The organism is Variovorax sp. AC194 (genome assembly GCF_979257995.1).
This window is the reverse complement of sequence record NZ_OZ409823.1, coordinates 2,221,717-2,243,420: the sequence shown is the minus strand read 5'-3', so window position 1 is coordinate 2,243,420 and position 21,704 is coordinate 2,221,717. Positions and strand designations below refer to the sequence as shown.

34 protein-coding genes and 3 tRNA genes are annotated in these 21,704 nt (G+C 64.6%); 23 read left to right on the top strand and 14 right to left on the bottom strand.

From position 1 onward, the window contains the following. The first annotated feature begins 35 nt into the window (after positions 1-35). On the top strand, positions 36-266 hold the full coding sequence (locus ACZYRS_RS10905; protein WP_463419263.1) for a hypothetical protein: 231 nt from the start codon (positions 36-38) through the stop codon (positions 264-266). Between the two features lie 13 nt (positions 267-279). Here ACZYRS_RS10905 and ACZYRS_RS10900 read toward each other — a convergent pair whose 3' ends face one another. Genes ACZYRS_RS10900 through ACZYRS_RS10890 form a run of 3 tightly spaced genes read right to left on the bottom strand, consistent with a single transcriptional unit; the run spans position 280 to position 839 of the window. Further along, positions 280-444: a hypothetical protein gene (locus ACZYRS_RS10900; protein WP_463419262.1), complete on the bottom strand. Its 165-nt coding sequence runs from the start codon at positions 442-444 to the stop codon at positions 280-282. Continuing rightward, on the bottom strand, positions 441-641 hold the full coding sequence (locus tag ACZYRS_RS10895; protein WP_463419261.1) for a hypothetical protein: 201 nt from the start codon (positions 639-641) through the stop codon (positions 441-443). The genes ACZYRS_RS10900 and ACZYRS_RS10895 overlap by 4 nt, the downstream gene beginning before the upstream one ends. Positions 642-644: 3 nt before the next feature. Beyond that, positions 645-839 carry a Cro/CI family transcriptional regulator gene (locus ACZYRS_RS10890; RefSeq protein ID WP_463419260.1) on the bottom strand — a complete coding sequence of 65 codons (195 nt, stop codon included), beginning with the start codon at positions 837-839 and terminating at the stop codon, positions 645-647. Here ACZYRS_RS10890 and ACZYRS_RS10885 point away from each other — a divergent pair. The 11 genes from ACZYRS_RS10885 to ACZYRS_RS10835 all read left to right on the top strand — a co-directional run bounded on the left by ACZYRS_RS10885 (position 838) and on the right by ACZYRS_RS10835 (position 5,266). Further along, the gene (locus ACZYRS_RS10885; RefSeq protein WP_463419259.1) at positions 838-1,620 is read left to right on the top strand and encodes a LexA family transcriptional regulator; all 783 of its coding nucleotides are present in this window, start codon (positions 838-840) and stop codon (positions 1,618-1,620) included. The two genes, ACZYRS_RS10890 and ACZYRS_RS10885, sit on opposite strands and share 2 nt — an antisense overlap. Positions 1,621-1,669: 49 nt before the next feature. Continuing rightward, entirely contained in the window at positions 1,670-2,077 is a 408-nt protein-coding gene (locus ACZYRS_RS10880) for a hypothetical protein (RefSeq protein ID WP_463419258.1), read from the top strand. Between the two features lie 55 nt (positions 2,078-2,132). Then, entirely contained in the window at positions 2,133-2,324 is a 192-nt protein-coding gene (locus ACZYRS_RS10875; RefSeq protein ID WP_463419257.1) for a hypothetical protein, read from the top strand. Beyond that, positions 2,317-2,649 (top strand): hypothetical protein, encoded by a 333-nt coding sequence (locus ACZYRS_RS10870; RefSeq protein WP_463419256.1) that lies wholly within the window; start codon positions 2,317-2,319, stop codon positions 2,647-2,649. Before ACZYRS_RS10875 ends, ACZYRS_RS10870 begins: the two co-directional genes overlap by 8 nt. 220 nt (positions 2,650-2,869) lie before the next feature. Then, complete coding sequence (locus ACZYRS_RS10865) at positions 2,870-3,088, top strand: hypothetical protein (RefSeq protein ID WP_463419255.1); 219 nt, start codon at positions 2,870-2,872, stop codon at positions 3,086-3,088. Continuing rightward, the gene (locus tag ACZYRS_RS10860; protein WP_463419254.1) at positions 3,085-3,456 is read left to right on the top strand and encodes a hypothetical protein; all 372 of its coding nucleotides are present in this window, start codon (positions 3,085-3,087) and stop codon (positions 3,454-3,456) included. Before ACZYRS_RS10865 ends, ACZYRS_RS10860 begins: the two co-directional genes overlap by 4 nt. Then, entirely contained in the window at positions 3,453-3,662 is a 210-nt protein-coding gene (locus ACZYRS_RS10855) for a hypothetical protein (protein WP_463419253.1), read from the top strand. The genes ACZYRS_RS10860 and ACZYRS_RS10855 overlap by 4 nt, the downstream gene beginning before the upstream one ends. After that, complete coding sequence (locus ACZYRS_RS10850; protein ID WP_463419252.1) at positions 3,659-3,856, top strand: hypothetical protein; 198 nt, start codon at positions 3,659-3,661, stop codon at positions 3,854-3,856. The genes ACZYRS_RS10855 and ACZYRS_RS10850 overlap by 4 nt, the downstream gene beginning before the upstream one ends. Positions 3,857-3,858: 2 nt before the next feature. Continuing rightward, positions 3,859-4,098, top strand: a complete 240-nt coding sequence (locus ACZYRS_RS10845) for a hypothetical protein (protein WP_463419251.1) — start codon at positions 3,859-3,861, stop codon at positions 4,096-4,098. 5 nt (positions 4,099-4,103) lie between these two features. Next, on the top strand, positions 4,104-4,775 hold the full coding sequence (locus ACZYRS_RS10840) for a hypothetical protein (protein WP_463419250.1): 672 nt from the start codon (positions 4,104-4,106) through the stop codon (positions 4,773-4,775). Further along, the gene (locus tag ACZYRS_RS10835) at positions 4,772-5,266 is read left to right on the top strand and encodes a nuclease domain-containing protein (RefSeq protein ID WP_463419249.1); all 495 of its coding nucleotides are present in this window, start codon (positions 4,772-4,774) and stop codon (positions 5,264-5,266) included. The genes ACZYRS_RS10840 and ACZYRS_RS10835 overlap by 4 nt, the downstream gene beginning before the upstream one ends. A 2-nt stretch (positions 5,267-5,268) precedes the next feature. Here the strand turns inward: ACZYRS_RS10835 and ACZYRS_RS10830 are convergent, their stop codons facing one another. Then, positions 5,269-5,511: a hypothetical protein gene (locus ACZYRS_RS10830; protein WP_463419248.1), complete on the bottom strand. Its 243-nt coding sequence runs from the start codon at positions 5,509-5,511 to the stop codon at positions 5,269-5,271. A gap of 32 nt (positions 5,512-5,543) precedes the next feature. On the opposite strand from ACZYRS_RS10830, the gene ACZYRS_RS10825 reads away from it, so the two are divergent. The 7 genes from ACZYRS_RS10825 (at position 5,544) to ACZYRS_RS10795 (ending at position 10,450) form a co-directional block, all read left to right on the top strand. Then, a complete protein-coding gene (locus ACZYRS_RS10825; protein ID WP_463419247.1) occupies positions 5,544-6,767 on the top strand; it encodes a hypothetical protein in 1,224 nt (407 codons plus the stop codon). Beyond that, positions 6,764-7,579: a hypothetical protein gene (locus tag ACZYRS_RS10820; protein ID WP_463419246.1), complete on the top strand. Its 816-nt coding sequence runs from the start codon at positions 6,764-6,766 to the stop codon at positions 7,577-7,579. The genes ACZYRS_RS10825 and ACZYRS_RS10820 overlap by 4 nt, the downstream gene beginning before the upstream one ends. A gap of 169 nt (positions 7,580-7,748) precedes the next feature. Then, positions 7,749-8,198 carry a hypothetical protein gene (locus tag ACZYRS_RS10815; protein ID WP_463419245.1) on the top strand — a complete coding sequence of 150 codons (450 nt, stop codon included), beginning with the start codon at positions 7,749-7,751 and terminating at the stop codon, positions 8,196-8,198. Beyond that, positions 8,195-8,953 (top strand): DNA cytosine methyltransferase, encoded by a 759-nt coding sequence (locus ACZYRS_RS10810; RefSeq protein ID WP_463419244.1) that lies wholly within the window; start codon positions 8,195-8,197, stop codon positions 8,951-8,953. Before ACZYRS_RS10815 ends, ACZYRS_RS10810 begins: the two co-directional genes overlap by 4 nt. Then, positions 8,950-9,135 (top strand): hypothetical protein, encoded by a 186-nt coding sequence (locus ACZYRS_RS10805; protein WP_463419243.1) that lies wholly within the window; start codon positions 8,950-8,952, stop codon positions 9,133-9,135. Before ACZYRS_RS10810 ends, ACZYRS_RS10805 begins: the two co-directional genes overlap by 4 nt. Beyond that, positions 9,132-9,359 carry a hypothetical protein gene (locus tag ACZYRS_RS10800; RefSeq protein ID WP_463419242.1) on the top strand — a complete coding sequence of 76 codons (228 nt, stop codon included), beginning with the start codon at positions 9,132-9,134 and terminating at the stop codon, positions 9,357-9,359. The genes ACZYRS_RS10805 and ACZYRS_RS10800 overlap by 4 nt, the downstream gene beginning before the upstream one ends. Then, complete coding sequence (locus ACZYRS_RS10795; RefSeq protein WP_463419241.1) at positions 9,356-10,450, top strand: hypothetical protein; 1,095 nt, start codon at positions 9,356-9,358, stop codon at positions 10,448-10,450. The genes ACZYRS_RS10800 and ACZYRS_RS10795 overlap by 4 nt, the downstream gene beginning before the upstream one ends. 90 nt (positions 10,451-10,540) lie before the next feature. Here the strand turns inward: ACZYRS_RS10795 and ACZYRS_RS10790 are convergent. The 9 genes from ACZYRS_RS10790 to folC all read right to left on the bottom strand — a co-directional run bounded on the left by ACZYRS_RS10790 (position 10,541) and on the right by folC (position 17,873). After that, positions 10,541-10,617: transfer RNA gene (locus tag ACZYRS_RS10790), tRNA-Asp, on the bottom strand. 69 nt (positions 10,618-10,686) lie between these two features. Continuing rightward, positions 10,687-10,762, bottom strand: a tRNA-Glu gene (locus ACZYRS_RS10785). A gap of 56 nt (positions 10,763-10,818) precedes the next feature. Beyond that, positions 10,819-10,894, bottom strand: a tRNA-Ala gene (locus tag ACZYRS_RS10780). A 72-nt stretch (positions 10,895-10,966) separates the two neighbouring features. Continuing rightward, positions 10,967-12,355 carry a glutamate--tRNA ligase gene (gltX, locus tag ACZYRS_RS10775; protein WP_463419240.1) on the bottom strand — a complete coding sequence of 463 codons (1,389 nt, stop codon included), beginning with the start codon at positions 12,353-12,355 and terminating at the stop codon, positions 10,967-10,969. Positions 12,356-12,365: 10 nt separating this feature from the next. Continuing rightward, a complete protein-coding gene (locus ACZYRS_RS10770) occupies positions 12,366-13,586 on the bottom strand; it encodes an O-succinylhomoserine sulfhydrylase (protein ID WP_463419239.1) in 1,221 nt (406 codons plus the stop codon). Positions 13,587-13,594: 8 nt separating this feature from the next. Then, positions 13,595-15,100: an amidophosphoribosyltransferase gene (gene purF / locus ACZYRS_RS10765; RefSeq protein ID WP_463419238.1), complete on the bottom strand. Its 1,506-nt coding sequence runs from the start codon at positions 15,098-15,100 to the stop codon at positions 13,595-13,597. Positions 15,101-15,112: 12 nt separating this feature from the next. After that, positions 15,113-15,598, bottom strand: coding sequence for a CvpA family protein (locus ACZYRS_RS10760; RefSeq protein WP_463419237.1), 486 nt, complete (start codon positions 15,596-15,598; stop codon positions 15,113-15,115). An 18-nt stretch (positions 15,599-15,616) separates the two neighbouring features. Next, positions 15,617-16,504: an SPOR domain-containing protein gene (locus tag ACZYRS_RS10755; protein WP_463419236.1), complete on the bottom strand. Its 888-nt coding sequence runs from the start codon at positions 16,502-16,504 to the stop codon at positions 15,617-15,619. A gap of 61 nt (positions 16,505-16,565) precedes the next feature. Continuing rightward, positions 16,566-17,873 carry a bifunctional tetrahydrofolate synthase/dihydrofolate synthase gene (gene folC / locus ACZYRS_RS10750; protein WP_463419235.1) on the bottom strand — a complete coding sequence of 436 codons (1,308 nt, stop codon included), beginning with the start codon at positions 17,871-17,873 and terminating at the stop codon, positions 16,566-16,568. A 36-nt stretch (positions 17,874-17,909) separates the two neighbouring features. On the opposite strand from folC, the gene ACZYRS_RS10745 reads away from it, so the two are divergent. From ACZYRS_RS10745 to argG, 4 genes are all read left to right on the top strand, one after another. Further along, complete coding sequence (locus tag ACZYRS_RS10745) at positions 17,910-18,263, top strand: ArsC family reductase (RefSeq protein ID WP_463419234.1); 354 nt, start codon at positions 17,910-17,912, stop codon at positions 18,261-18,263. Between the two features lie 58 nt (positions 18,264-18,321). Then, on the top strand, positions 18,322-18,990 hold the full coding sequence (locus tag ACZYRS_RS10740; RefSeq protein ID WP_198789299.1) for a hypothetical protein: 669 nt from the start codon (positions 18,322-18,324) through the stop codon (positions 18,988-18,990). 113 nt (positions 18,991-19,103) lie between these two features. After that, a complete protein-coding gene (gene ppnP, locus ACZYRS_RS10735) occupies positions 19,104-19,430 on the top strand; it encodes a pyrimidine/purine nucleoside phosphorylase (RefSeq protein WP_176656130.1) in 327 nt (108 codons plus the stop codon). 23 nt (positions 19,431-19,453) lie between these two features. Then, the gene (gene argG, locus ACZYRS_RS10730; RefSeq protein ID WP_463419233.1) at positions 19,454-20,800 is read left to right on the top strand and encodes an argininosuccinate synthase; all 1,347 of its coding nucleotides are present in this window, start codon (positions 19,454-19,456) and stop codon (positions 20,798-20,800) included. A gap of 67 nt (positions 20,801-20,867) precedes the next feature. Here the strand turns inward: argG and ACZYRS_RS10725 are convergent, their stop codons facing one another. Further along, positions 20,868-21,701 carry a glycine-rich domain-containing protein gene (locus tag ACZYRS_RS10725; RefSeq protein ID WP_463419232.1) on the bottom strand — a complete coding sequence of 278 codons (834 nt, stop codon included), beginning with the start codon at positions 21,699-21,701 and terminating at the stop codon, positions 20,868-20,870. Positions 21,702-21,704: the final 3 nt, after the last annotated feature.

Genomic DNA, 21,704 nt, shown 5'->3' with positions numbered 1-21,704 from the left:
GGTCGGCAAGAGCCGAACCGGGAAAACTCGGGGCCATGAACAAGCCCCTGACCTTTGAACCCGTCGCGCCGCTGGATGCGATCGACGGGATGTGCCTGCACGAGTCCTCGCACACCGCGATTTCTTCCAATGCGGATGGCGCTGTGCGGTCTGTGCTGGTGGACACCTCGCGCATGGCAATGCATGCGGTCGACGGCGTGCTGGAAGTGCGGTTCAGCCGGTATGCGGTGCTGCACCCGGGCCTGGCAACGCAGGTGCGGCGCTGAGTGGCGAACGTGCTCATGCTTTCGCCAGCCTTTCGATGCCGTCCATTGCCTGCGCCGGGGCGATGCCCAAACGCAGCGAGAGCTGCATCACCACCTGTAGGTAGCGGGCGTCGTTGGCAGCCTTCGCGGCCAGGCACTGCTGCGCCATGTCGCGCAGTTGTTCGCGGGTGTACTTCACGCCACCCCTTGCTCGGCCATGCGCTGACGCTCCGAAGCCTGGCGCAGTGCGCGTGCGGCATGAAACTCGGCGACGAACATTTGTCCCGCTGCCGTGCCGGCCGGCCACGGGTTCAGGGCTTCGGGCGGCTGCCCGGTTTCAACCGCACGACGCGCACGATCCAAAACGATTCCACGGGGGATGATTTCGCCGTCCATGGATCAAGCCCCCACCTTGGCTTCAGCGAGTTCGGCCGTTGGTTCACCGAACCACTCCGGGCGCAGCACCTTCAGTTGCCACACCCGCGCCTCCGGGACTTCGTCGTCCCATTGGGAAACCGCACCTGGCGTAATCTTGAGGAGCGAGGCCAGCGCTGCGGCGGTTCCGGCCTTCTCGATGGCTTGTGAAGTCTTCATGACCGAGGACTATAGTCTGCTAAACATAGATAGTCCACTAAATCCCATGCCAGATAGTCGACTAAATACTTTAGGTGGCTTAATCCGCGCCATGGCTTTAAGCGATCGAATCAGGCAGGCGATGGACGCAGCGGGGAAGACCCCGGCTGATCTATCGCGCGCCACAGGGAAAACGGCGGGCGCCGTGTCTCAGTGGCTCGATGGAACCATCAAGAGCATCAAGGCCGAAACGGCTGCCGCGATTGAGGCCGCGACGGGCTTCCGGTCGACGTGGATCGTGACGGGGAAGGGGCCAAAGCGCGTAGATGACGAGCCTCCGACATGGTCGGGTGACCCCGACTCGGTGGAATACGCAGGCCATCCCAGGGAGGCACGCAGAGTGCCCGTCGTAGGCACGGCAAAAATGGGCAACGACGGCTTTTTCGAAGAGTTCTCAGAAATGCCGGGCGCCGGCGATGGCCACATTGAGATCGCTACAGAAGATCCGAATGCTTACTGTTTGCGCGTCCGCGGCATGAGCATGTACCCCGCGATTCGAGACGGTTGGTACGTTCTGATCGAGCCCAATGGGTCACCGTGCGAGGGGGAGTACGTTTTGATCAGGCTTCGAGACGGCCGAAAGATGGTGAAAGAGTTTCTTTACCGTCGACAGCACACGATTGAAGTGATGAGCGTTAACGGGGGCGAGCGTCTTTCCTTCGACAACACAGAACTGGACGATGAACGAGGAATGCAGCCGGTCGGTGCGGTAGTTTCACCGAGCAAATGGCGACCAGAATGAACCAGGCGAGGGTCGCGGTTGGGTCGCCTGAAACACCATGAAAGAAGTTATGAAATTCGTCTTGAGTGCGCTCCTTTTCGCCACCGCGATTGCCGCGAATGCGCAGGAGGCTCAGGAATGGCAGAAAAGCACCCGCCAAGGCTATGGTCGCTGTTCCTTTGTGAGCAGTGCAGCCCTGATCATGGGAACAGTCGGCCCTGCGGACTTCGAGAAATCACGCGGCTGTGTCGATTCAGAGTTGGAAAAGGCCAAGGCTGGCTACCAACAGCTGCCCGTAGCGAAGAAGCCGGCAGCATTGACCGCGCTGAAGGACTATTACGCCGCATGGATTGCTGCGATGAAGGCCCTTCCGTCGCTGCTCGCTGGTTCACATGCGGCAGCGGACTCGTCCACTACCGCGTCCAGGCAGAGGCTAGAAGAGCTGTGGGCTCGATACGAGATCGAGTCGGGCAACTAGGACGCCCACCGCGCGTGCACCGGGACACCAAGCAGCTCCAACAAAAGTACGTCGAATGAAAAACGAAGATCGACTCGACATTATCAAATGCCTCGCCGGGCTGACGCAGGCGTCGCAGTCCATCATCAATGCGCTGCCGGACGATCAAGCCGTAAAAACCCGAGATGGGCTCCAAGGCCTGCAATCTGCACTTGACGCACTTCGCAGCCTTCTGAATCGCATGGAAAAGGACGTCGACAATGGCTGACATCCACGACATCACCAGCCGTATTCGCCATTTGCAAGAGCGGGTTGTTTCTGGCGGAGAGCCCCCAGATAATGGGGATATGGAAGCCAGGCTCACCAAGCTCGAAGGCATCGCTGAAAAAACCAGCGATCGTTTGGCTGCGCTTGAGAAAGACGTGGCGGTGATCAAGTCCAACTACGCGACCAAGGCAGATGTGGAGGCGGCAAAGACGGCCGTCTCAGAGGCCAAGAGTTCGATCATTCAGTGGGTGGTCGGCGCCATTTTGGTCTCTCAGCTTCTCCCGGCGATTCCCAACATCCTGCGTGCACTCAAGCTGATCCCTTGACGCTTGCGCCAGTCAGCCGCATAGCCGCCCTTGAGGCGGCTTTTTCATGCCCGCACGGACAGGGCTTGACCGATAAGAGCCGGCTACCGAACGAATCCAAACCGGGACTTCCTTGCAAATAGTTTAGTGCGCTATATGGTCTTTGCTTTAGTGCACTTGACCAAATCGTTTAGTTCACTAAACTTCATCCCAGACGCTGCACCCCGCAGCACCTCTGGAGATGAAGATGCCCTTCGGCGCCCCTGAAACGACCTCGCACCGCCAGTGCCGCGTGCATCAGGTCGAAGCTCCCAAGCCCCAGATCGACGGCAAAGAGGTCTCGCACGCCGAGTACCTCGAGCACATGAACGGCCGCCTGCGGCTTGAAGTCCCCACCATCCGCAGCGAACACAAGGTTGAAATGCGCGGCACCGTCCCGGCGGAATGGGGACTCTCGTGAGCGACGGCACCACGATGCCCAATCGGTGGGTCACCGGCCGCACTCGCGTCGCAGGCTTCATCGACGGCCCAGACGAGGCGCTGTGGCATGCCCACACCGAAGCCGGGAAGCCAGCCGACATCGCGGCCTTCCGCGCTGGGTTCACGGCCGGCGTGCGTGACGGCGAGCGCAAAGCGCCGCTGGTGTCCGATCTGGCGGCAGAGTTGCGGAAAGCTCACCGAATCATCTACTTCCAGCGCATGCAGATGTCCACGCCTCAGCGTGCGACGTATGCCCGTGTCGCGCACGCAGCCGGCCTGATTGGCGACGACGAGACGCGCGAGAGCGAACGTGCCGAGTTGCTGGCTCGTGCAGGAGTCTCCGCGTGAGCACGCAAGCCGCCGCCCAGGCCGTCGAGGTGTGCTTCCGCACCAAGGGCGCGCGCCGCCAGGCGTTCGTTCGTCCGCAGGGCGAGCCGACGTGGCGCAAATGGTCTGTGCCGCGCGCTGAAGCCGCCATGAAGCGCGGCTCCATCACGCTGCCCGGCCTGGTCGATGCGCCCGTGGTTGCCCGCTACTCGCTGGGGGTGTCGTGAACAGCATCCTCCAATTCATTTCCACCCAGGCCATCGGTATCACCGGCGCCCTGGTGGTGCTGTCGCTCTACATCGTCGGTGCTCGCATCGACATGCCCTCCGAGACCGACGCGCTGCGCCGCTCGGCCCAAATCGCCCATTCACTCGCCGCGGAACACGCGGCCCAGCACGCCCTCGTGGCGAAGAAGGATTGACCGTGCGAGATCTCATCGAATTCTTGAAGTTCATGGCGGCGCCGTTCTCGCTGATCGCCGCCCTCTTCGTCCTGCTCGCGTTGCTGTTTTCGTGGTCGAGCCGATACCAATGCGCCGCGTACTCCGAGGTGACCGGGCGCCCTACAAAGTACGCCGCCTTGACCTGCTATGTGCAGGATGGCCAGTGGTACGCCTGGGACGAATACAAGAACCGGCTCGTGACGAAGGGGGAAATGAAGTGACCCACATGACCACCATTTCAGGCGCGGACTACCACCTGACCGGCCCGGCCTCGCTCGCCCTCGGCGCCCGCCCCGTGTCGCTCACGGACATCGCGCATCACCTCTCGCTGATCAACCGCTTCACCGGCGCCACCACGCGGCCCTACAGCGTGGCCGAGCACAGCATCCTGTGCAGCGAGATCGCCAGGCGCGAAGGCAAGCCCGTAGGCCTGCAGATGGCGATGCTGATGCACGACGCACACGAGGCCTATACAACCGACTTGAGCAGCCCGGCGAAGGTCGCGGTCAACTGCTACAGCATGGGCGCAGGCGGCGTGCAGGCGTGGAGCATGTTCGAGGACGTGCACGCCGACACGGTGCGCAAGCACTTCAATCTGCAGACAGTGTTCGCGGGCTACAAGCACGAGATCCGCCGCATCGACCTGATCGCCCTGGCTACCGAGCGCCGCGATGTCACCGCCTACCAGCCGCATGCGAATGGACCATGGGCCGTGCTCAACGACAACATGCACGACGCAGTGCAGCCGGTGAACTGGGTGCATCTGGGAACGCCCTCGCGCGAGTCAATCAGCTGGAAGCATTGGCGTGAAGCCTTTATCGAGCGCTACTTCGAGCTCAAGGCAGCGATCGATCAGACGCGCCCTGCAACGGTGGCCGCAGCCGGGATGGTTGCATGAAGCGCAGCGGCTTCAAGCGCCTGCAGGTGGTGCATATGCCGCCATCGGTGCCGCAGCGGCTCGAGCGGCCCGTGGTGATGGCCGACTGCAGCGCGATGTCGCAGCCGATGGCCAAGCCCGAGCCCCAGCGCAACGCGCATCTGCTGTCGATGGCCCGCGGCCGTCCGTGCCTGCTGCGCACGCGCCTCTGCAACTTCGACGCCAACACCACGGTTGCGGCGCATTCGAACCTGCTGGCGCACGGCAAGGGCCGCGGCCGGAAGGCGGATGACTGCTATTCGGTGTGGGCCTGCGCACGCTGCCACGCCTGGCTCGACGGCAGCTATGACGCGGAGTTCGAAGAGAAAGAAGCCGCGTTCATGTCCGGGCTCGTCGCCCAGGTCGAGGAATGGAAAGCCATCGCCGAGAGCGCGGCCTCGAGCCCCAAAGACCGCGCCGCCGTGCAGTGGGCCCTCCAGCGGCTGCAGCAAGCCCCGCAGGAGGTCGCGTGATGTCAATCGTCCAGGTCGTAGCGGCTCTGCAGGTCACGAATGATTCGGGCGATGTCCGCTCGGTGCAGGCCGCGATCGGTCTTCACCGGAATCGTCCAGCTCGGGCCGTCGTCGCCTCCGAGCCCCGTTCCAACCACCCCGCCGCGGTGCACGTCCGTGACCTGGCCCTTCAGGTCCGGGATCGCCTCGATTCGCTCCAGAACCATCTGCTTCAGCTGCTCGGCGGTGCGGGTCGGTTTTGCCATCTTTTCTCGGTCCTTAGTCGAAAGGCTCCAGTATGAACAAAGAACCCATCAATGGGCCGCGCGTCTGGTACGAAACGCACCAGCGCCAGGCGGAGACAACCCCGGCATCCTGCGCAGCGGAAAGCGATGCTCTCGAAGTCGCGCTTGATATTCAGAAGCTGATCGCCAGCGCTCCAGCGCACATCTGGCTTGACCTCGGCGAGAACCTCGAAACTCTGACCGACGGTGCAAAGTTCCGCGACCTTTCGGAGGTGACGTGGAGCGAGGACAACGCGACCAGCTGCGGAATCAAGTACGTGCGCGCTGACACCCTCTCCCACCCCGCAGCTCAAGCAGGAGCAGTGCAGGCGGTGGCACTTCAAGCGCTGAAGGCAGTTGACGACGAATGGACTGAGTTCTGGCCGCTTGGGCCGGATGTGCGGGAATCCTCAGAACGTGTCGCTGCAATCGCGCCTCGCACCGCTGAGATTTGGTGCCTGATTCGCTCCGCCCTCGCAGCCACGCAGCCCAGAGACGCCCCGTTCGAGCCCGCGTTTCTGGACACCGGCAAGCTCCGGGCGGCGGACCTGCATCGCATCTGGCAGCGCGTCGCCCCTCAAGGCACAGACCGCGCGGCGCTGCAATGGCACGTCGCGCAGTTTGCCCATGCGGTGCAGACCGAGGCAGCACCCAGAGACGGGCATGGGGCGGCAATCGACTACGACGCACTCGTGCTGGCCTTCACCAGTAAGTGGAGCGGCTACCAAAGCGTCAACGCGGGCGACGTGCTGGACTGGATCATGACGCAGCCTCGCCTCGCCGCACCCGGTGCAGCCATCGCTGCGCGCGAGCAGATGACCGATGCGCAGATTGCGGACGCCATCCCGGACTCGGCCACGCTGTTGAATAGCGACGATTCGCGGAAGGTCTGCATGACCCGCCTTCAACTGCGCGAGTTCGTGCGCAATCTCGCCTCGCCCGCAGCCGCCCCCACGTCGCAGCCCAATGCTGCGGCACAAGAGCAGCAAGCAGGGTGGATGCCGATTGCGACGGCGCCGAAGGATGAAAGCCAGTTCCTCGCGTACAAGCGCGGCACGGTCGCAACAGCGTCGGTTTTGGTGCGCGACGATGGGGAAATTTGGACGTTTGGGCGTTCATCCGCTGATGCAGACGTCTTCCCCCGCATAGTGCCGTCGCACTGGATGCCTCTGCCACCCGCTCCCACGGGCATGGGGAGTGTGGGACTTCCTTCTGGGCGCGGGGAGGAACAGTCGTGAAGCACATCGTTTGCTACAGCGGCGGCGAAGCCAGCGCGCTTGCGGGCATTGAAGTCTCTCGACGGTTCGGCCCGGAGAACACCGTTTTCTTGAACCACGACATGCACTTCACGGTCGAGCACGCCGACATCAAGCGGTTCAAACAGGAGGTCGCCGACTACGTGGGGTTGCCGATCACCTTCGCCAGCCGCAACAACGCGCAGCAGGATCAATTTGACGTGTGCGTCGAATCGAGCGCGTTCAAGGTGGGTGACGGGTTCGAGTTGTGCACCGCCAGGCTCAAGACCGAGCCCTTCATGGCGTGGCTCAAGGAGAACGTCCCCGACCAGCAGGCGATCATCTACTACGGCTTCGACGTGACCGAACAGGACCGCATCCAGCGGCGTGTCGGAATCATGGGTGCGCAGGGTTGGAAGACCGACTTCCCCATGATCTGGACCGAACGCACGATCCAAAAGACTTCCGAGATCGGCATCGAACGCCCCAGCACCTACAGCGTGTTCAAGCACGGCAATTGCGTCGGCTGCTTGAAGGCAGGATGGCAGCACTGGTACATCGTGTTCTGCACGCGCCCCGACATTTGGCTGAAGGGCAAATGGGCAGAAGGCGAGATCGGCTACGCCATCCACCACGACGAAAGCGGCCCTGTGTACTTGGAAGACATGGAGCCGAAGTTCGAAGCGATGCGCGCCGCTGGCATCCCCGCCACCGAGCACATCCCGCAACAGCGCTTCTGGGCTCAGGCCAAGAAGATCATCAAGATCAACGTGCAGCAGTCAGTGCTGCCCTGTGAATGCACGGAGGGTGCATGAACCAGCTTATTCCCGACGACCTTTGTGTTGGGTGCGCTCATTGCTGCCTGCTGCGTCCTGTCGGCGCCCAGGACGCACCGGCTCTGTGTGTTCGCGGCTGGCCTTTCGACGGCCGGTTTTGGAATGTCATTTCCCACTGCCCCGCATACGAAAAGAAAGCAGACCCCGCATGACCTCAACCCTCCCCTCCCCCTCGGCTGGTCAGGAGCGCGACGAACCCGGCTTCGAGGTCGTCGGCTGGGAGTATCGCAATCTCGACACTGCGAACACGCCCAACAAGTGGTCCGAATGGGAGCGCTGCGAACCCCGGAACCGCTACACCGACACGGCGAAAGACAAGGCCAAAGAGATTCAGGCCTACATCGACATGGGCTACCACTATGAGTTGCGCACGCTCTACGTGAAGTCTGCCGCCGCTCCCCAGCCCCCACTGGCAGGTGCGGGGGAGGCGCTAACCGATTCCCAGATTGACGCGTTGTTCGATCTGCGCGACGGCATGCTGATCGGCGGCGTGGAAGAAGCGGGGCGGCGGTTCGCTCGAAGGATTGAAGCAGCGCACGGGATCAACCCCAAGCCTGCTCCGCTCAATGGGGGTTGCGGGGATGGGGAGAGCGAGTGACCGCCTATTACAACGAGATCAACAAGCACGCCGCGCAGTGGCTGCGCAACTTGATCGCCGAAAAACTCATCGCGCCTGGCGATGTTGACGAACGGAGCATTGCCGATGTGGCAGCAACTGACCTTGTTGGATACACCCAGTGTCACTTCTTCGCTGGCATCGGCGGCTGGAGCCTTGCACTACGTCTCGCTGGATGGCCCGACCACCGGCCTGTGTGGACCGGAAGCTGCCCTTGCCAGCCCTACTCCGTCGCTTCAGTCGCTCATGGCGGAGCGCAAGGCCAAAGCGATGAGCGCCATCTTTGGCCGGCCTTTCGCGGCCTCATCGGCGAGCGTAAGCCTCCAGCAGTTTTTGGAGAGCAGGTTGCAAGCGCAATCAACTGGGGATGGTGGGACGAAGTCGCCTTGGACCTTGAAGCCCAAGACTACGCCTGCGGGGCGGTCGTACTCCGAGCAAGTGCCGCTGGTGCCAGCCACCAAAGAAAGCGGCTCTGCTTTGTGGCCAACGCCCGCGGCGCGCGACGGGAAGGACATCAGCCGTTCGAACGCATTCCTGTCGCAGCGCAAGCGCCACTCGCCCAGCATGGCGACCCGCTTGCTGGAGCAAGGCGCGCCCTGGACGGTGATTACAGCGATCTATTGCCTTGCGATGGGCTATCCGTCCAGTTGGAACGCCTCACGACCCACGGCTACGGAAATGCCATCGTCCCGCAAGTCGCCAAAGCGTTCATCGAAGCAGTGATGGAGGCCGCATGACCACCCCCACCAAAGAAGCCTTCGAGGCGCTGCTGCCTGAGCCCGCTGGATTTCGCACGCGCTACCGCAGCGAGCCCGAGATGATCGGTCACTACCCGTGGACCACTGTGAAGCTCACGCCCGCCGGTGAAGCGCTCCTTGCAGCAGCCTCGATCGGGAGCGAGAGGGAGGGAGGGACGTGAGCATCAAACTGTCCGAAGAAGAGTTGTTCGCCATCACCGGCTACAAGCTCGCCACAATGCAACTCGACGTGTTGCGCCGCCGCGGTTTCTACCGGGCCTGCATCGGGCGCAATGGTGTTGTCCTGACTCGCACCCATTACGAAGCGGTGGAGGGTGGCAGGGATGCCGAGCCGGTGATCGGGCGTAAAGTCGCCAACCTTTCCCACCTGAGGCCAGCCGCATGATCCGATCGCGCGCAACCCCTGACGGCCTGCCGTTCCGTGTGTATGAGCGGTACGGAACGCGGGTCTACAGCGTCGGCTACAAGCTGCCCTCGGGCCGGTGGGCCTACAAATACCGGTGCAACGTCGATGACGCCAACCAGATCCGCAAGCTGCGCCGGCAGGCCATCGAGGAATCGACTCGTGTTGTCCACGATGTTCCTGAAGGCGGGTTCAAGGGCCTGGTCGATGCGTGGTTCTTGCACCAGGAGGAACTGCCCAGCACCGATGCCACGAAGCGCAAGGCTTCCACCATCGCCGAGAACAAGCGCGAGGCGGCGATGCTCACGAAGGCATGGGGCCACTTCGACGTGAGCGAGATCACGACCAAGATGGGCATGGACTACCTGAAGGCGTGCAAGAAGACGCGGCCGCACAAGGGCAACAAGGAGATTACGCTGGCGCGGCTCATCATGCAGCACGCCATCGGTTTGGACATGATCGACATCAACCCGCTCAACGACATCGAGCGCAACAAGACGGTGGAGGTCCGCAAGCGCTACGTGACCCACGAGGAGATGGCGCTGGCCGTGGAGATGGGGCGAAGTCTCGGCGGTGCGCGCCTGATCGTGGCGCTCGCACTGAAGACCGCATGGCTGTGCGTGCGCCGCTCTTTCGAGGTGCGACGAATCGAGCGCAGCGCCGTGTCGGCCTCCGGCATCTGGTGGACGGATTCGAAGAACCCGAACAAGCCCCCGGTCCTGATCGAATGGTCACCCGAGCTCTCCGCCACGATCTATGAGGCGATGGAGATCAAGCGCAACAAGGACGCAGGAACGATGTACCTGTTCGGCAATCTCAAGGGAGAGCCGTACACGAAGGGCGGCTGGAAGGCGATGCTGGAAGACCTGATGCGCGAGTGCGTGCTGGAAGCCAAGAAGCGCGGCATCCCGTTTGCGAAGTTCTCGCTGCAGGACTGCAGGCCCAAGGGCGTCACCGACAAGCTGGAGCGCGGCGACACCGACACGAAGGCGGCAACACTGCACAGTTCGGACGCCATGATCGCGCGTCACTACGACCGCACACGGACCAAGAAGGCAACGCCTGCGGGCTAAGGCATATTCCAAAATGTGCGAATCAGATTCCAAAAACACGAAAGGGTTAGCAGACGCTTGCCTGCTAACCCTCGTGGAATCTCACAAAACTGGCGGAGTGGACGGGACTCGAACCCGCGACCCCCGGCGTGACAGGCCGGTATTCTAACCAACTGAACTACCACTCCTGGTAGACAACGTTCACTCCTTGCGGAGCCAAGTGCTGACGACTTGTGCCTGCTTCACTTGCATGAAACTGGCGACCCTACGGGGATTCGAACCCCGGTAGCCACCGTGAAAGGGTGGTGTCCTAGGCCTCTAGACGATAGGGTCAAAACCTTAGGAACCGTGCTGCGATCAGCACTTATCTTCTTCTCGACACTTTTTGATGGTGGAGGTAAACGGGATCGAACCGATGACCTCTTGCATGCCATGCAAGCGCTCTCCCAGCTGAGCTATACCCCCATTTGACTTTCAGGTTCTTCTTTTCAGAATTACCGTGTGTCGGTGTCGAGCCTCAAATTATAGACCGAAAAATCAGGCCCTTTTCAAACGCTCCACAACTTTTTCGCGAGAAAAGAGGGCGAGCACCGAATCGAGGGATGGCGTCTGCGGTGTTCCCATCACGAGGACGCGAACCGGCATGGCCAACACGGGCATTTTCACAGAATGCGCGGCCAGAACTTCCTTGATGGCCGCGGCGATCGAAACTTTTTCCCAGGTCACGTCTGCGAGCTTCTCCGCGAGCGTCGCGAGGACGGGCTTCACCGCATCGGTGACGTGCTGCGCGCGATCGGCGTCGCTCGGCGTCACATCGGTATAGAACGCGGCGGCCCAATCGGCCAGCGCGACCGTGGTTTCGCAGCGGTCCTTGAAGAGCGCGCAGATGGCCGTGAGCCGGTCGTCCGCCTCGATACCGCGCTTCTTCAGTTGCGCGGCCACGAGCGGCGCGAGTTCCGCATCGGCCTTGGCCTTGATGTACTGCGCGTTGACCCATGCGAGCTTGGCCGCATCCCATTGCGCGGGGCTCTTGGACAGGTGCGAGCCGTCGAACCAGCCGACCATCTGCTCGCGCGTGAAGAGCTCGTCGTCGCCGTGGCTCCAGCCCAGGCGCGCGAGGTAGTTCAGCATCGCTTCGGGCAGGTAGCCGTTCTCTTCATAGGCGGTGACGCTCACCGCGCCGCGGCGCTTGGAGAGCTTCTGCCCGTCGTCGCCCAGGATCACCGGCACATGGCCGAACTGCGGCAGCGGTGCGCCGAGCGCGCGGAAGATGTTGATCTGCCACGGCGTGTTGTTGATGTGCTCGTCGCCGCGGAACACGTGCGTGATGTTCATGTCCCAGTCGTCGACCACGACCGCGAAGTTGTACGTGGGCACACCGTCGGGCCTCAAGATGATGAGGTCGTCGATCTCGCGGTTGTTGATGGTGATCTCGCCCTTGACGAGATCGTTCCATGTCACGTCGCCTTCGGGCGGATTGCAGAAGCGCACCACCGGCGGCACGCCTTCGGGCACGGGCGGCAGCACCTTGCCCGCCTCGGGGCGCCAGCGGCGGTCGTACAGCGTCTTCTCGCCGCGCGCGCGTTGCGCTTCGCGCATCTCGTCGAGCTCGGCCGGTGTGCAGTAGCAGTGGTAGGCCGTGCCGGCCGCAAGCATCTGCGCGATCACTTCGCGGTAGCGCTCCAACCGTTGCATCTGATAGATCGGGCCTTCGTCGTAGTCCAGGCCGAGCCAGTGCATCGACGCGAGGATCTGGTCGGTCGAGTCCTGCGTGGAGCGGGCCACGTCGGTGTCTTCGATGCGCAGCACGAATTCGCCGCCGTGGTGGCGCGCGTACGCCCACGAATAGAGCGCGGTGCGAGCCGTGCCCAGGTGAAGAAAGCCGGTGGGAGACGGAGCGATGCGGGTGCGAACTTTGCCGGTCATGAAACTCGATTCAGGAATTCAGGGTGCTCAGGCCGCGCGAAAGATCGGCCGTGATGTCGTCGATGTACTCGAGGCCGACCGCGAGACGGATCAGCCCCTGGCTGATGCCTGCCGCCTGGCGCTGCACTTCGGTGAGGCGGCCGTGCGAGGTTGTGCCGGGGTGCGTGATGATGGTCTTGGTATCGCCCAGGTTGGTCGCAATGCTCACCACGCGCGTGCTGTTGATCACGTGGAAGGCATTGGCGCGCGCGGCTTCGGGCGTGTCGCCGACCACGTCGAACGACACCACCGCCCCGCCCTGCCCCGACTGCTGGCGCATCGCGAGCTCGTGCTGCCCATGCGAAGCGAGACCCGGGTAGTAGACACGCGCGATGCCTGGCTGCTGCTCGAGCCATTGCGCGACGGCCAGCGCGTTCGCGCACTGCGCCTTCATGCGGATGCCGAGCGTCTCCAGGCCCTTGAGCACGACCCACGCATTGAACGGCGACAGCGCCATGCCGGCGGTGCGCACGATCGGGCCGAACACATCGACGATGAGTTTCGACGGACCGCAGATCGCACCGGCCATCACGCGGCCCTGGCCGTCCAGGTACTTGGTGCCCGAATGGATGATGAGGTCCGCGCCCAGCTCGACCGGCCGCTGCAGCGCAGGCGTGCAGAAACAGTTGTCGACCGCGAGCAGCGCACCGGCGCCATGCGCCAGGTCGGCGAGAGCCCGGATGTCGCAGACTTCCGTCAGCGGATTGGTCGGCGTCTCGGCGAACAGCAGCTTGGTGTTGGGCTTGATCGCCGCGCGCCATTCGGCCACGTCGGTCTGCGAGACGAAGGTGGTCTCGACGCCGAACTTGGCGAACTCCTTGCCGAACAGGTTCAGCGTGGAGCCGAACACCGAGCGCGAGCAGATCACATGGTCGCCGGCCTTGAGCAGGCCCATGCACATCATGAGGATCGCGCCCATGCCGGTCGAAGCGCCGATGGCCGCTTCGGTGCCTTCGAGCGCGGCCAGGCGCTGCTCGAAGCTGGTCACCGTCGGGTTGGAGGTGCGCGAATAGGTAAAGCCCTGCTCGGTGCCGGCGAAGCGGCGTGCCGAGGTCTCGGCATCGGGCTGCACGAAGCCGCTGGTCAAAAACAGCGCTTCGGAATGCTCGCCATGCTGGCTGGGCGCCAGCCCGGTGCGCAGCGCGAGCGTGTCGCGGTGCAGTCCGGGCGGCAGGGTTCTTTCGTCGGTCACTTCAGCTCTCACTCGCTGTGGTTGGGGAGCGCGAGACGCGAAGAATCTTCTTCGGTCTCTTCGATGCGGGGGCGATTGCCGTTCATGCGCGAGATGGCGTCGGTGTCGATGTCGCCGGTCACGTAGACGCCGTCGAAGCACGAGGCGTCGAAGCCGTCCAGCTTGGTGTTGAGCGAGCCGATGGCGCGCTTCATGGCATCGACGTCCTGGTAGATGAGCGCGTCGCAGCCGATCAGTTCGCGGATCTCCTCGACGGTGCGGTCGTGCGCGACCAGCTCGTCCTTGGTCGGCATGTCGATGCCGTAGACGTTGGGGTAGCGCACCGGCGGCGCGGCGCTGGCGAGGTACACCTTGCGGGCGCCGGCGTCGCGCGCCATCTGCACGATCTCTTTGCTCGTCGTGCCGCGCACGATCGAGTCGTCCACCAGCAGCACATTGCGGCCTTTGAACTCGCTGGCGATCACGTTGAGCTTCTGGCGCACCGACTTCTTGCGCACGCCCTGGCCCGGCATGATGAAGGTGCGGCCCACGTAGCGGTTCTTCACGAAGCCTTCGCGGTACGGTACACCCAGGAGGTGCGCGAGCTGCGTGGCGCTCGGGCGGCTCGATTCAGGGATCGGGATGATCACGTCGATCTGGTTCGGCGGCACCGTGGAGACCACGCGCTTGGCCAGCGTCTCGCCCAGGTTCAGGCGCGCCTGGTAGACCGAGATGCCGTCGAGCACCGAGTCCGGACGCGCGAGGTACACGAATTCGAAGATGCAGGGGTTGAGCGTGGGCGACTCGGCGCACTGCATCGAATGGACATTGCCTTCCAGGTCGATGAACACTGCTTCGCCCGGATTGATGTTGCGCTCGAACACATGGCCCGAGCCCTCGAGCGCGACCGATTCGCTGGCCACCATGACGGTGCCGTCCTTCGCATTGCGGCCCATGCACAGCGGGCGGATGCCGTACGGATCGCGGAAGGCAAGAAGGCCGTGGCCCGCGATGAGCGACACCACGGCGTACGAGCCGCGCAGGCGCTTGTGCATGTTCTTGACCGCGGCGAACACCTCGGCCGGGTGCAGCGGCACGCCGCGCGAGGAGCGCTCCAGCTCGTGCGCCAGCACGTTGAGCAGCACTTCGGAGTCGCTCTCGGTGTTGGTGTGGCGGTGGTCGGTGGAGAACAGCTCCGAGCGCAACGCGTGTGCGTTGGTCAAATTGCCGTTGTGCACGAGCACGATGCCGAAGGGCGCGTTCACGTAGAAGGGCTGCGCCTCTTCCTCGCTGTAGGCGTTGCCCGCGGTCGGGTAGCGCACCTGGCCCAGGCCCACGTTGCCCGGCAGCCCGCGCATGTTGCGGGTGCGGAACACGTCGCGCACCATGCCCTTGGCCTTGTGCATGAAGAACTTGCGTTCCAGCAAGGTCACGATGCCGGCCGCGTCCTGGCCGCGGTGCTGCAGGAGCAGCAGCGCGTCATAGAGCAACTGGTTGACGGGTGCGTTGCTGACAACGCCGACGATTCCACACATGAACGATTCCTCTCAGGGCAGGTAGCTTGCCAACTTTTCAGGCAGCGCGGGTTTCAGGCCCTGCAATGCCGCATCGAGAACACCGGCACTGAGCGAATCGCGCCACCAGGCACCGTCGCTCAACACCAGCAAATGAACAACGACTGCCAGCACGAGCAGGGCCACTGCGCCCCGCGCCGCACCGAAGGCAGCTCCCAAAATCCGGTCCACGGGCCGAAGGCCCACCACGGTGATCAGCTTGCGCGTCAAAGCCGCCACGAGCGCCGCGCCGAACGCCACCGCCACGAACACCAGCACGAAGGCCAGTGGGTAGCGCCACGTGGCCTGCGGCTCGCCGAACGGCAGCCACGCCGCCACATCGGAGGCCAGCCATTGGGCGGCGATGAAAGCGGCCACCCAGCCCACCAGCGAAATCACTTCGAACACCAGGCCCCGCATGAGGCCGAACAGCATCGACACCACGATGAGCGTGACGGCGATCCAGTCGAGCAGGGCCACGGCAGCAGGCGCCTGCGCTTACAACGTGAGGATCGCGGCCGACAAAGACAAGCCCTTGACCTTCTCCGCCGCCTTGTCCGCCTCGGCGCGCGACGCGAAGGGACCGACACGCACACGCGTGCGCTCGCCATCGGCCGTCTTGGCGACGTTCACATAGGTCTTCAGGCCCGCGCGCTCCAGCTTCTGGCGCACTTCGCGCGCCTTGTCGGCATCGGCGAACGCACCGACCTGCACGATGAAGCGGCCGGCGTCGTCGCCGGCGGCCGGCTTGGGCGTGGTGCTGATGGGCTTGCCTTCGAGCAATGCGCGGGCGCGGGCGCCGTCGTCGGCGGAGGCGGCGGGCTTGGACTCCGGCTTCGGCTTGGCCTCGGGTTTCGGCTCCGGCTTGGGCTTGGATTCCTTCGCCTCGGGCTTGGGTTCAGGCTTCGGCTTGGCTTCAGGTTTCGGTTCGGGCTTGGGTTCCGGCTTCGGTTCTGGCTTGGGCTTGGTTTCGGCGACGGGCGGCGCGCTGGCCACCGGCTTGCTGGCGTCGATCACGGTGCCATCGGCGGTCTCGGTGATCATGCCGCCGGCCGACGAGGCAGCCGCCACGCGGGCGCTGTTGTCCGGCGCGGCCGGCGCGCTGCTCGTTGCGGGAGGCGTTGCCGGCGCGGCGGGCACGGGCAGCGGCTTGACCTTGTTGCGGTCCGGAATCTCGATGGGGATGTCGACCGACACGGGCCGCGGCTGGGTGTCGAACAGCAGCGGGAACCCGATCACGCCCAGCAGCACCAGCACCGCGGCGCCCAGCAACCGATGGCGCGCGCGCCGACGCATGGTTTCGACACTTTCCGCGGGGACGGCCGCCGGGGCGTTGCGTCCTTCGTTGCCTTGTGGGCCGCGCGTGCGGAACTTGAAAAACGCCATGAAGTTCGATCCCTGAAGGAGTGCAGCGAGGTGATGCCAGGTGGTGCGGTCGACCTGTCGGTCAGCCGCCCGGCGACAGGTGTTTGGCTTGCAGCCGGGGGGTGCCGTTTTCGAGCACGCCACCCACGGTGAAGAACGATCCGAAGACCACGATTCTATCAGCGGGGTCCGCGTGCTCGATGGCTGCGCGCAACGCGTCCATCGGGCCCGAATGCACGCTGCCGGAGGCGTCGGCGCGAGTGTTCTGCGCCTGCCATGCGGCCAGCAGATCGGCCGCCTTGGCCGCGCGCGGCGTGGGCAGGTCGGTGAAGTACCAGCGGTCGATCAGCGGGCCGATGCGCGCGAGGATCGGCGCGAGGTCCTTGTCGGCCATGACACCGAAGACGCCGTGCGTCGTCGGAAAGAAACCCATCGCGTCGAGGTTCTCGGCCAGCGCCGCGACCGCATGCGCGTTGTGCGCCACGTCGAGCACCAGCGCGGGCTCGCCCGGCACGATCTGAAAGCGCCCCGGCAGCTCGACCATTGCGAGCCCGTTGCGCACCGCCTGCGCCGTGATCGGCAATTGCGGACGAAGCGCCTCCAGCGCCGCAAGCACGCCCGCCGCATTGATGAGCTGGTTGGCGCCGCGCAGCGCCGGATAGGCCAGCCCGCTGTAGCGCCTGCCGCGGCCCGACCAGCCCCACTGCTGCTTGTCGCCCGACACGTTGAAGTCGGTGCCGAAGCGCCAGAGGTCGGCGCCGATGGCGGTGGCATGGTCGATCACGCTCTGCGGCGGCATCGGGTCGCTCACGATCGCGGGCTTGCCGGCGCGCAGGATGCCGGCCTTCTCGAACCCGATGCTTTCGCGGTCGGGCCCGAGGTATTCCATGTGGTCCAGGTCGATGCTGGTGATGACCGCGCAGTCGGCATCGATGATGTTGACCGCGTCGAGCCGGCCGCCGAGGCCGACTTCCAGGATCGCCACATCGGGCTTTTCCTGGATCATGCAGTGCAGGATGCCCAGGGTGGTGAACTCGAAGTAGGTCAGGGGCATGTCGCCGCGGGCCTTCTCCACCACGTCGAAGCTTGCTATCAGTTTGGAAGCATCGACCGATTCGCCCTTCAGGCGCAGCCGTTCCTCGAAGCGCACGAGGTGGGGGGAGGTGAACACGGCGGTGCGGTAGCCCGCGTGCGTGAGGATCGACTCGAGCATGGCGCAGGTCGAGCCCTTGCCGTTGGTGCCCGCGACCGTGATGACGGGGCAGCCGAACGTAAGGCCCAGGCGCCCGGCCATCTCCTTGGCGCGTTCGAGGCCCAGTTCGATGTTCTTGGGATGGAGGTGCTCGGCGCGCGCGAGCCAGTCGTTAAGGGTTTCCATGGAGGCCGGCATTGTCGCCGACCCGCCGGGCGCGGCATCATGGCGGCCATGACAACCCTATACGGCATCCCGAACTGCGACACCGTCAAGCGCGCCCGCGCCTGGCTCGACGAGCACGGCGTGGCCTACACCTTCCACGATTTCAAGAAACAGGGCGTGCCCGAAGCCGAACTGGACCAGTGGCTGAAAAAACCCGGTTGGGAGGCCCTGGTCAACCGCCGCGGCACCACCTGGCGCAAGCTCGACGAAGCCACGCAGAACAGCGTGGTCGACGCCGCCTCGGCCCGCGCGGTGCTGCTGGCCAACCCGAGCCTCATCAAGCGTCCGGTGGTCAACTGGGGGGCCAAAACCGGCGTTACGACGGGATTCGACGCTCCAACCTGGGCTGTGAACGCCGTGTAAACCCCGGAACCCCGTCTCGCCGGCCGGCCTCCAACCTCGATCTGCAGGAGAGAACACCATGAACAGACACGTTTTTCGCACCCTCGCGGGGCTTTCGGTGGCCGGGCTGCTGGCGACGGGCGCAACCGTCGCGCAGGCCCAGCAGGTGGTCCAGGCCCGGGTGATTTCCGCCACCCCGATCCGCGAGACGACCGGCAGCGACGTCAGCTACAACGTCACCTACGAATACCAGGGCCGCCAGTACACGACCCGCACCACCAGCCGGCCGGGCGCCACGATCCCGATCCAGGCCAGCGCCTATGGCGTGACCACGACGGGCGCGACCAGCATGCCCGTGCAGCCGCAGCCTCAGGTCTACCCGGTCGAGGCCAACAACGGCCAGCAGTACCAGCAAGACCCGCAGTACCAGGAACAGTACCAACAGGGCCAGCAAGGCGGCGGCTCCCCCTGGGAAAACGTCGTGCCGGAGCCCGGCGTGGTGGTCTCCGGCCAGGGCGCGCCGGTCTACGCACAGCCGGCCCCGGTCTATGCGCCGCCGGTCTATGTGCAGCCCGCCTATTCCTACCCGTATGCGCAGCCCTACGTGTACCCGCCTGTCGGCATCTCGCTGAACCTGGGCTATTCGCGCGGCTGGGGCGGCGGCTACTACGGCCGCGGCTACGGCGGCTATCGCGGTGGATACGGCTATCGCGGCTACGGCGGTTACCGCGGCGGCTGGCACCGTTGAGAAGATGGGGGCCGTCGAGCCCCTAAAATCGAGGACTTTCCCAACCCTGACGGGTGCGCCGCCGGTGCGGTGCGTCCTCGATTAGCCGAGCGCCCGCGCGCCGGCGCCACCCAATGACGACGACTACCGACACTCTGAACAGCGCCGCAGTGGCCACCAAGGCCAATGTGTATTTCGACGGCAAATGCGTGAGCCACAGCCTCACGCTCGCCGACGGCACGAAGAAATCGGTCGGCGTGATCCTGCCGTCCACCCTCACCTTCAACACCGGCGCGCCCGAGATCATGGAAGGCACCGCCGGCAGCTGCGAGTACCTGCTGTCGGGCACCACCGAATGGGTCGCTTCGGGCCCGGGCCAGAAGTTCAACGTGCCGGGCAACTCCAGCTTCCAGATCCGGGTAACCGGCGAGCCCTACAGCTACATCTGCCACTTCGGCTGAACCGCGAACCCGGAACTCCCAACATGTCGACCATCCTCCAAAACGTTCCCGCCGGCCAGAAGGTCGGCATTGCCTTCTCCGGCGGCCTGGACACCAGCGCAGCCCTGCACTGGATGCGCAACAAGGGCGCGATTCCCTACGCCTACACCGCCAACCTCGGCCAGCCCGACGAGCCCGACTACGACGAGATCCCGCGCAAGGCGATGCTCTACGGCGCCGAGAACGCGCGCCTGATCGACTGCCGCGCGCAGCTGGCCAACGAAGGCATCGCCGCGCTGCAGGCCGGCGCCTTCCACGTCACCACCGCGGGCGTCACCTACTTCAACACCACGCCGCTGGGCCGCGCGGTGACCGGCACCATGCTGGTGTCGGCCATGAAGGAAGACGACGTCAACATCTGGGGCGACGGCAGCACCTACAAGGGCAACGACATCGAGCGCTTCTACCGCTACGGCCTGCTCACCAACCCCGCGCTCAAGATCTACAAGCCCTGGCTGGACCAGGTCTTCATCGACGAGCTGGGCGGCCGCAAGGAAATGTCGGAGTTCATGCAGAAGGCCGGCTTCGCCTACAAGATGTCGTCCGAGAAGGCCTACTCGACCGACTCCAACATGCTGGGCGCCACGCACGAGGCCAAGGACCTGGAGCACCTGAACAGCGGCATGCAGATCGTGCAGCCCATCATGGGCGTCGCGTTCTGGAAGGACGAAGTCCAGGTCAAGCGCGAGACCGTCTCGGTGCGCTTCGAGGAAGGCGTGCCCGTCGCGCTGAACGGCGTGGCCTACCCGAACATGGTCGAGCTGATCCTGGAAGCCAACCGCATCGGCGGACGCCACGGCCTGGGCATGAGCGACCAGATCGAGAACCGCATCATCGAGGCCAAGAGCCGCGGCATCTACGAGGCCCCGGGCCTTGCGCTGCTGTTCATCGCCTACGAGCGCTTGGTGACCGGCATCCACAACGAAGACACGATCGAGCAGTACCGCGACCACGGCCGCAAGCTCGGCCGCCTGCTCTACCAGGGCCGCTGGTTCGACCCGCAGGCGATCATGCTGCGCGAGACCGCGCAGCGCTGGGTGGCGCGCGCCATCACCGGCGAAGTGACCGTCGAGCTGCGCCGCGGCAACGACTACTCGATCCTGAACACCGAATCGCCCAACCTCACCTACAAGCCCGAGCGCCTGAGCATGGAAAAGGTCGAGGGCGCGTTCACGCCGCTGGACCGCATCGGCCAGTTGACGATGCGCAACCTGGACATCATCGACACGCGCGAGAAACTGGCGATCTACACCCGCACCGGGCTGCTGTCGTCGAGCCAGGGCGCTTCGCTGCCCAAGCTCGCGAACGACGACGAGAGCGGCAGCAAGTAAGCGCCGCGCGCTTCAATGACGAACGGGCCCGAGGGGCCCGTTTTTCTTTGGCGCTGCGCCGCGTCGGTCAGTCGCCGCCGCCTCCGCCGCAGCCGCCTCCGCACCCGCCACTGTCACCACCGCTGTCACCGCCAGAGTCCCCGCTTCCGCTGTCGCTGCTCGACTCGCTGCCGCCGAAACCACCGGCATCGCCCGAGCCGCCGCCATCCGACGAAGACTCGCCGAACTCGCTGCCGCACTGCGCGGTCGAGCCGTTGTGCCGGTCGACCGCCTTGCAGTCGGGCACGTATTCGAAGCCGCCGGGAATCGCGAACTTGATGTCCAGCGCGAACAGCAGCGGCAGCCGCGCGGGCTTGCGCGGATCGATGCTCTCTTCCTTGCACGCCCAGTACCAGGTGCGGCGCAGGCCGTCGTTGCGCTTGGCGTCCTTGCCCAGCACCTCGGCCGGGCTGTGGTGCAGCATGCCGCCGAAGGCCGCCTTGCACCAGTTCTGGTAGCCCTGCGTGTGCAGGATGAACTCGTGCCAGGCGGTGTCGACCACCTTCGAGGGCATGGCGACGAACTTGCGGTCGCTGCGCAGGTGCGCCATGAAGAACTGGCGCAGGCCCCGCAGCACCAGCTCGGCATCGCGCCGGCTCAACTGCGGATGGGCTTCGCGCAGCTTGCCGACGAGGAAGGGCGGCAGCCGCGCCTCGCGGATGAACTGGCGGCGCAGGCTCACTTCGATGCGGCTCAGGAGCGCCGCGAAGCAGAAGGCCGCGATGAACAGCAGCGCCGATCCCCACCAGCGCGCCGGCACCAGAAACACCGAGGCGATGCCCGCCACGATGACGACCCGCTGCGCCCACACCAGCGTCGCGATGCGCCGCCGGAAATTCAGGTGCAAAAAGTCCAGATCCATCGC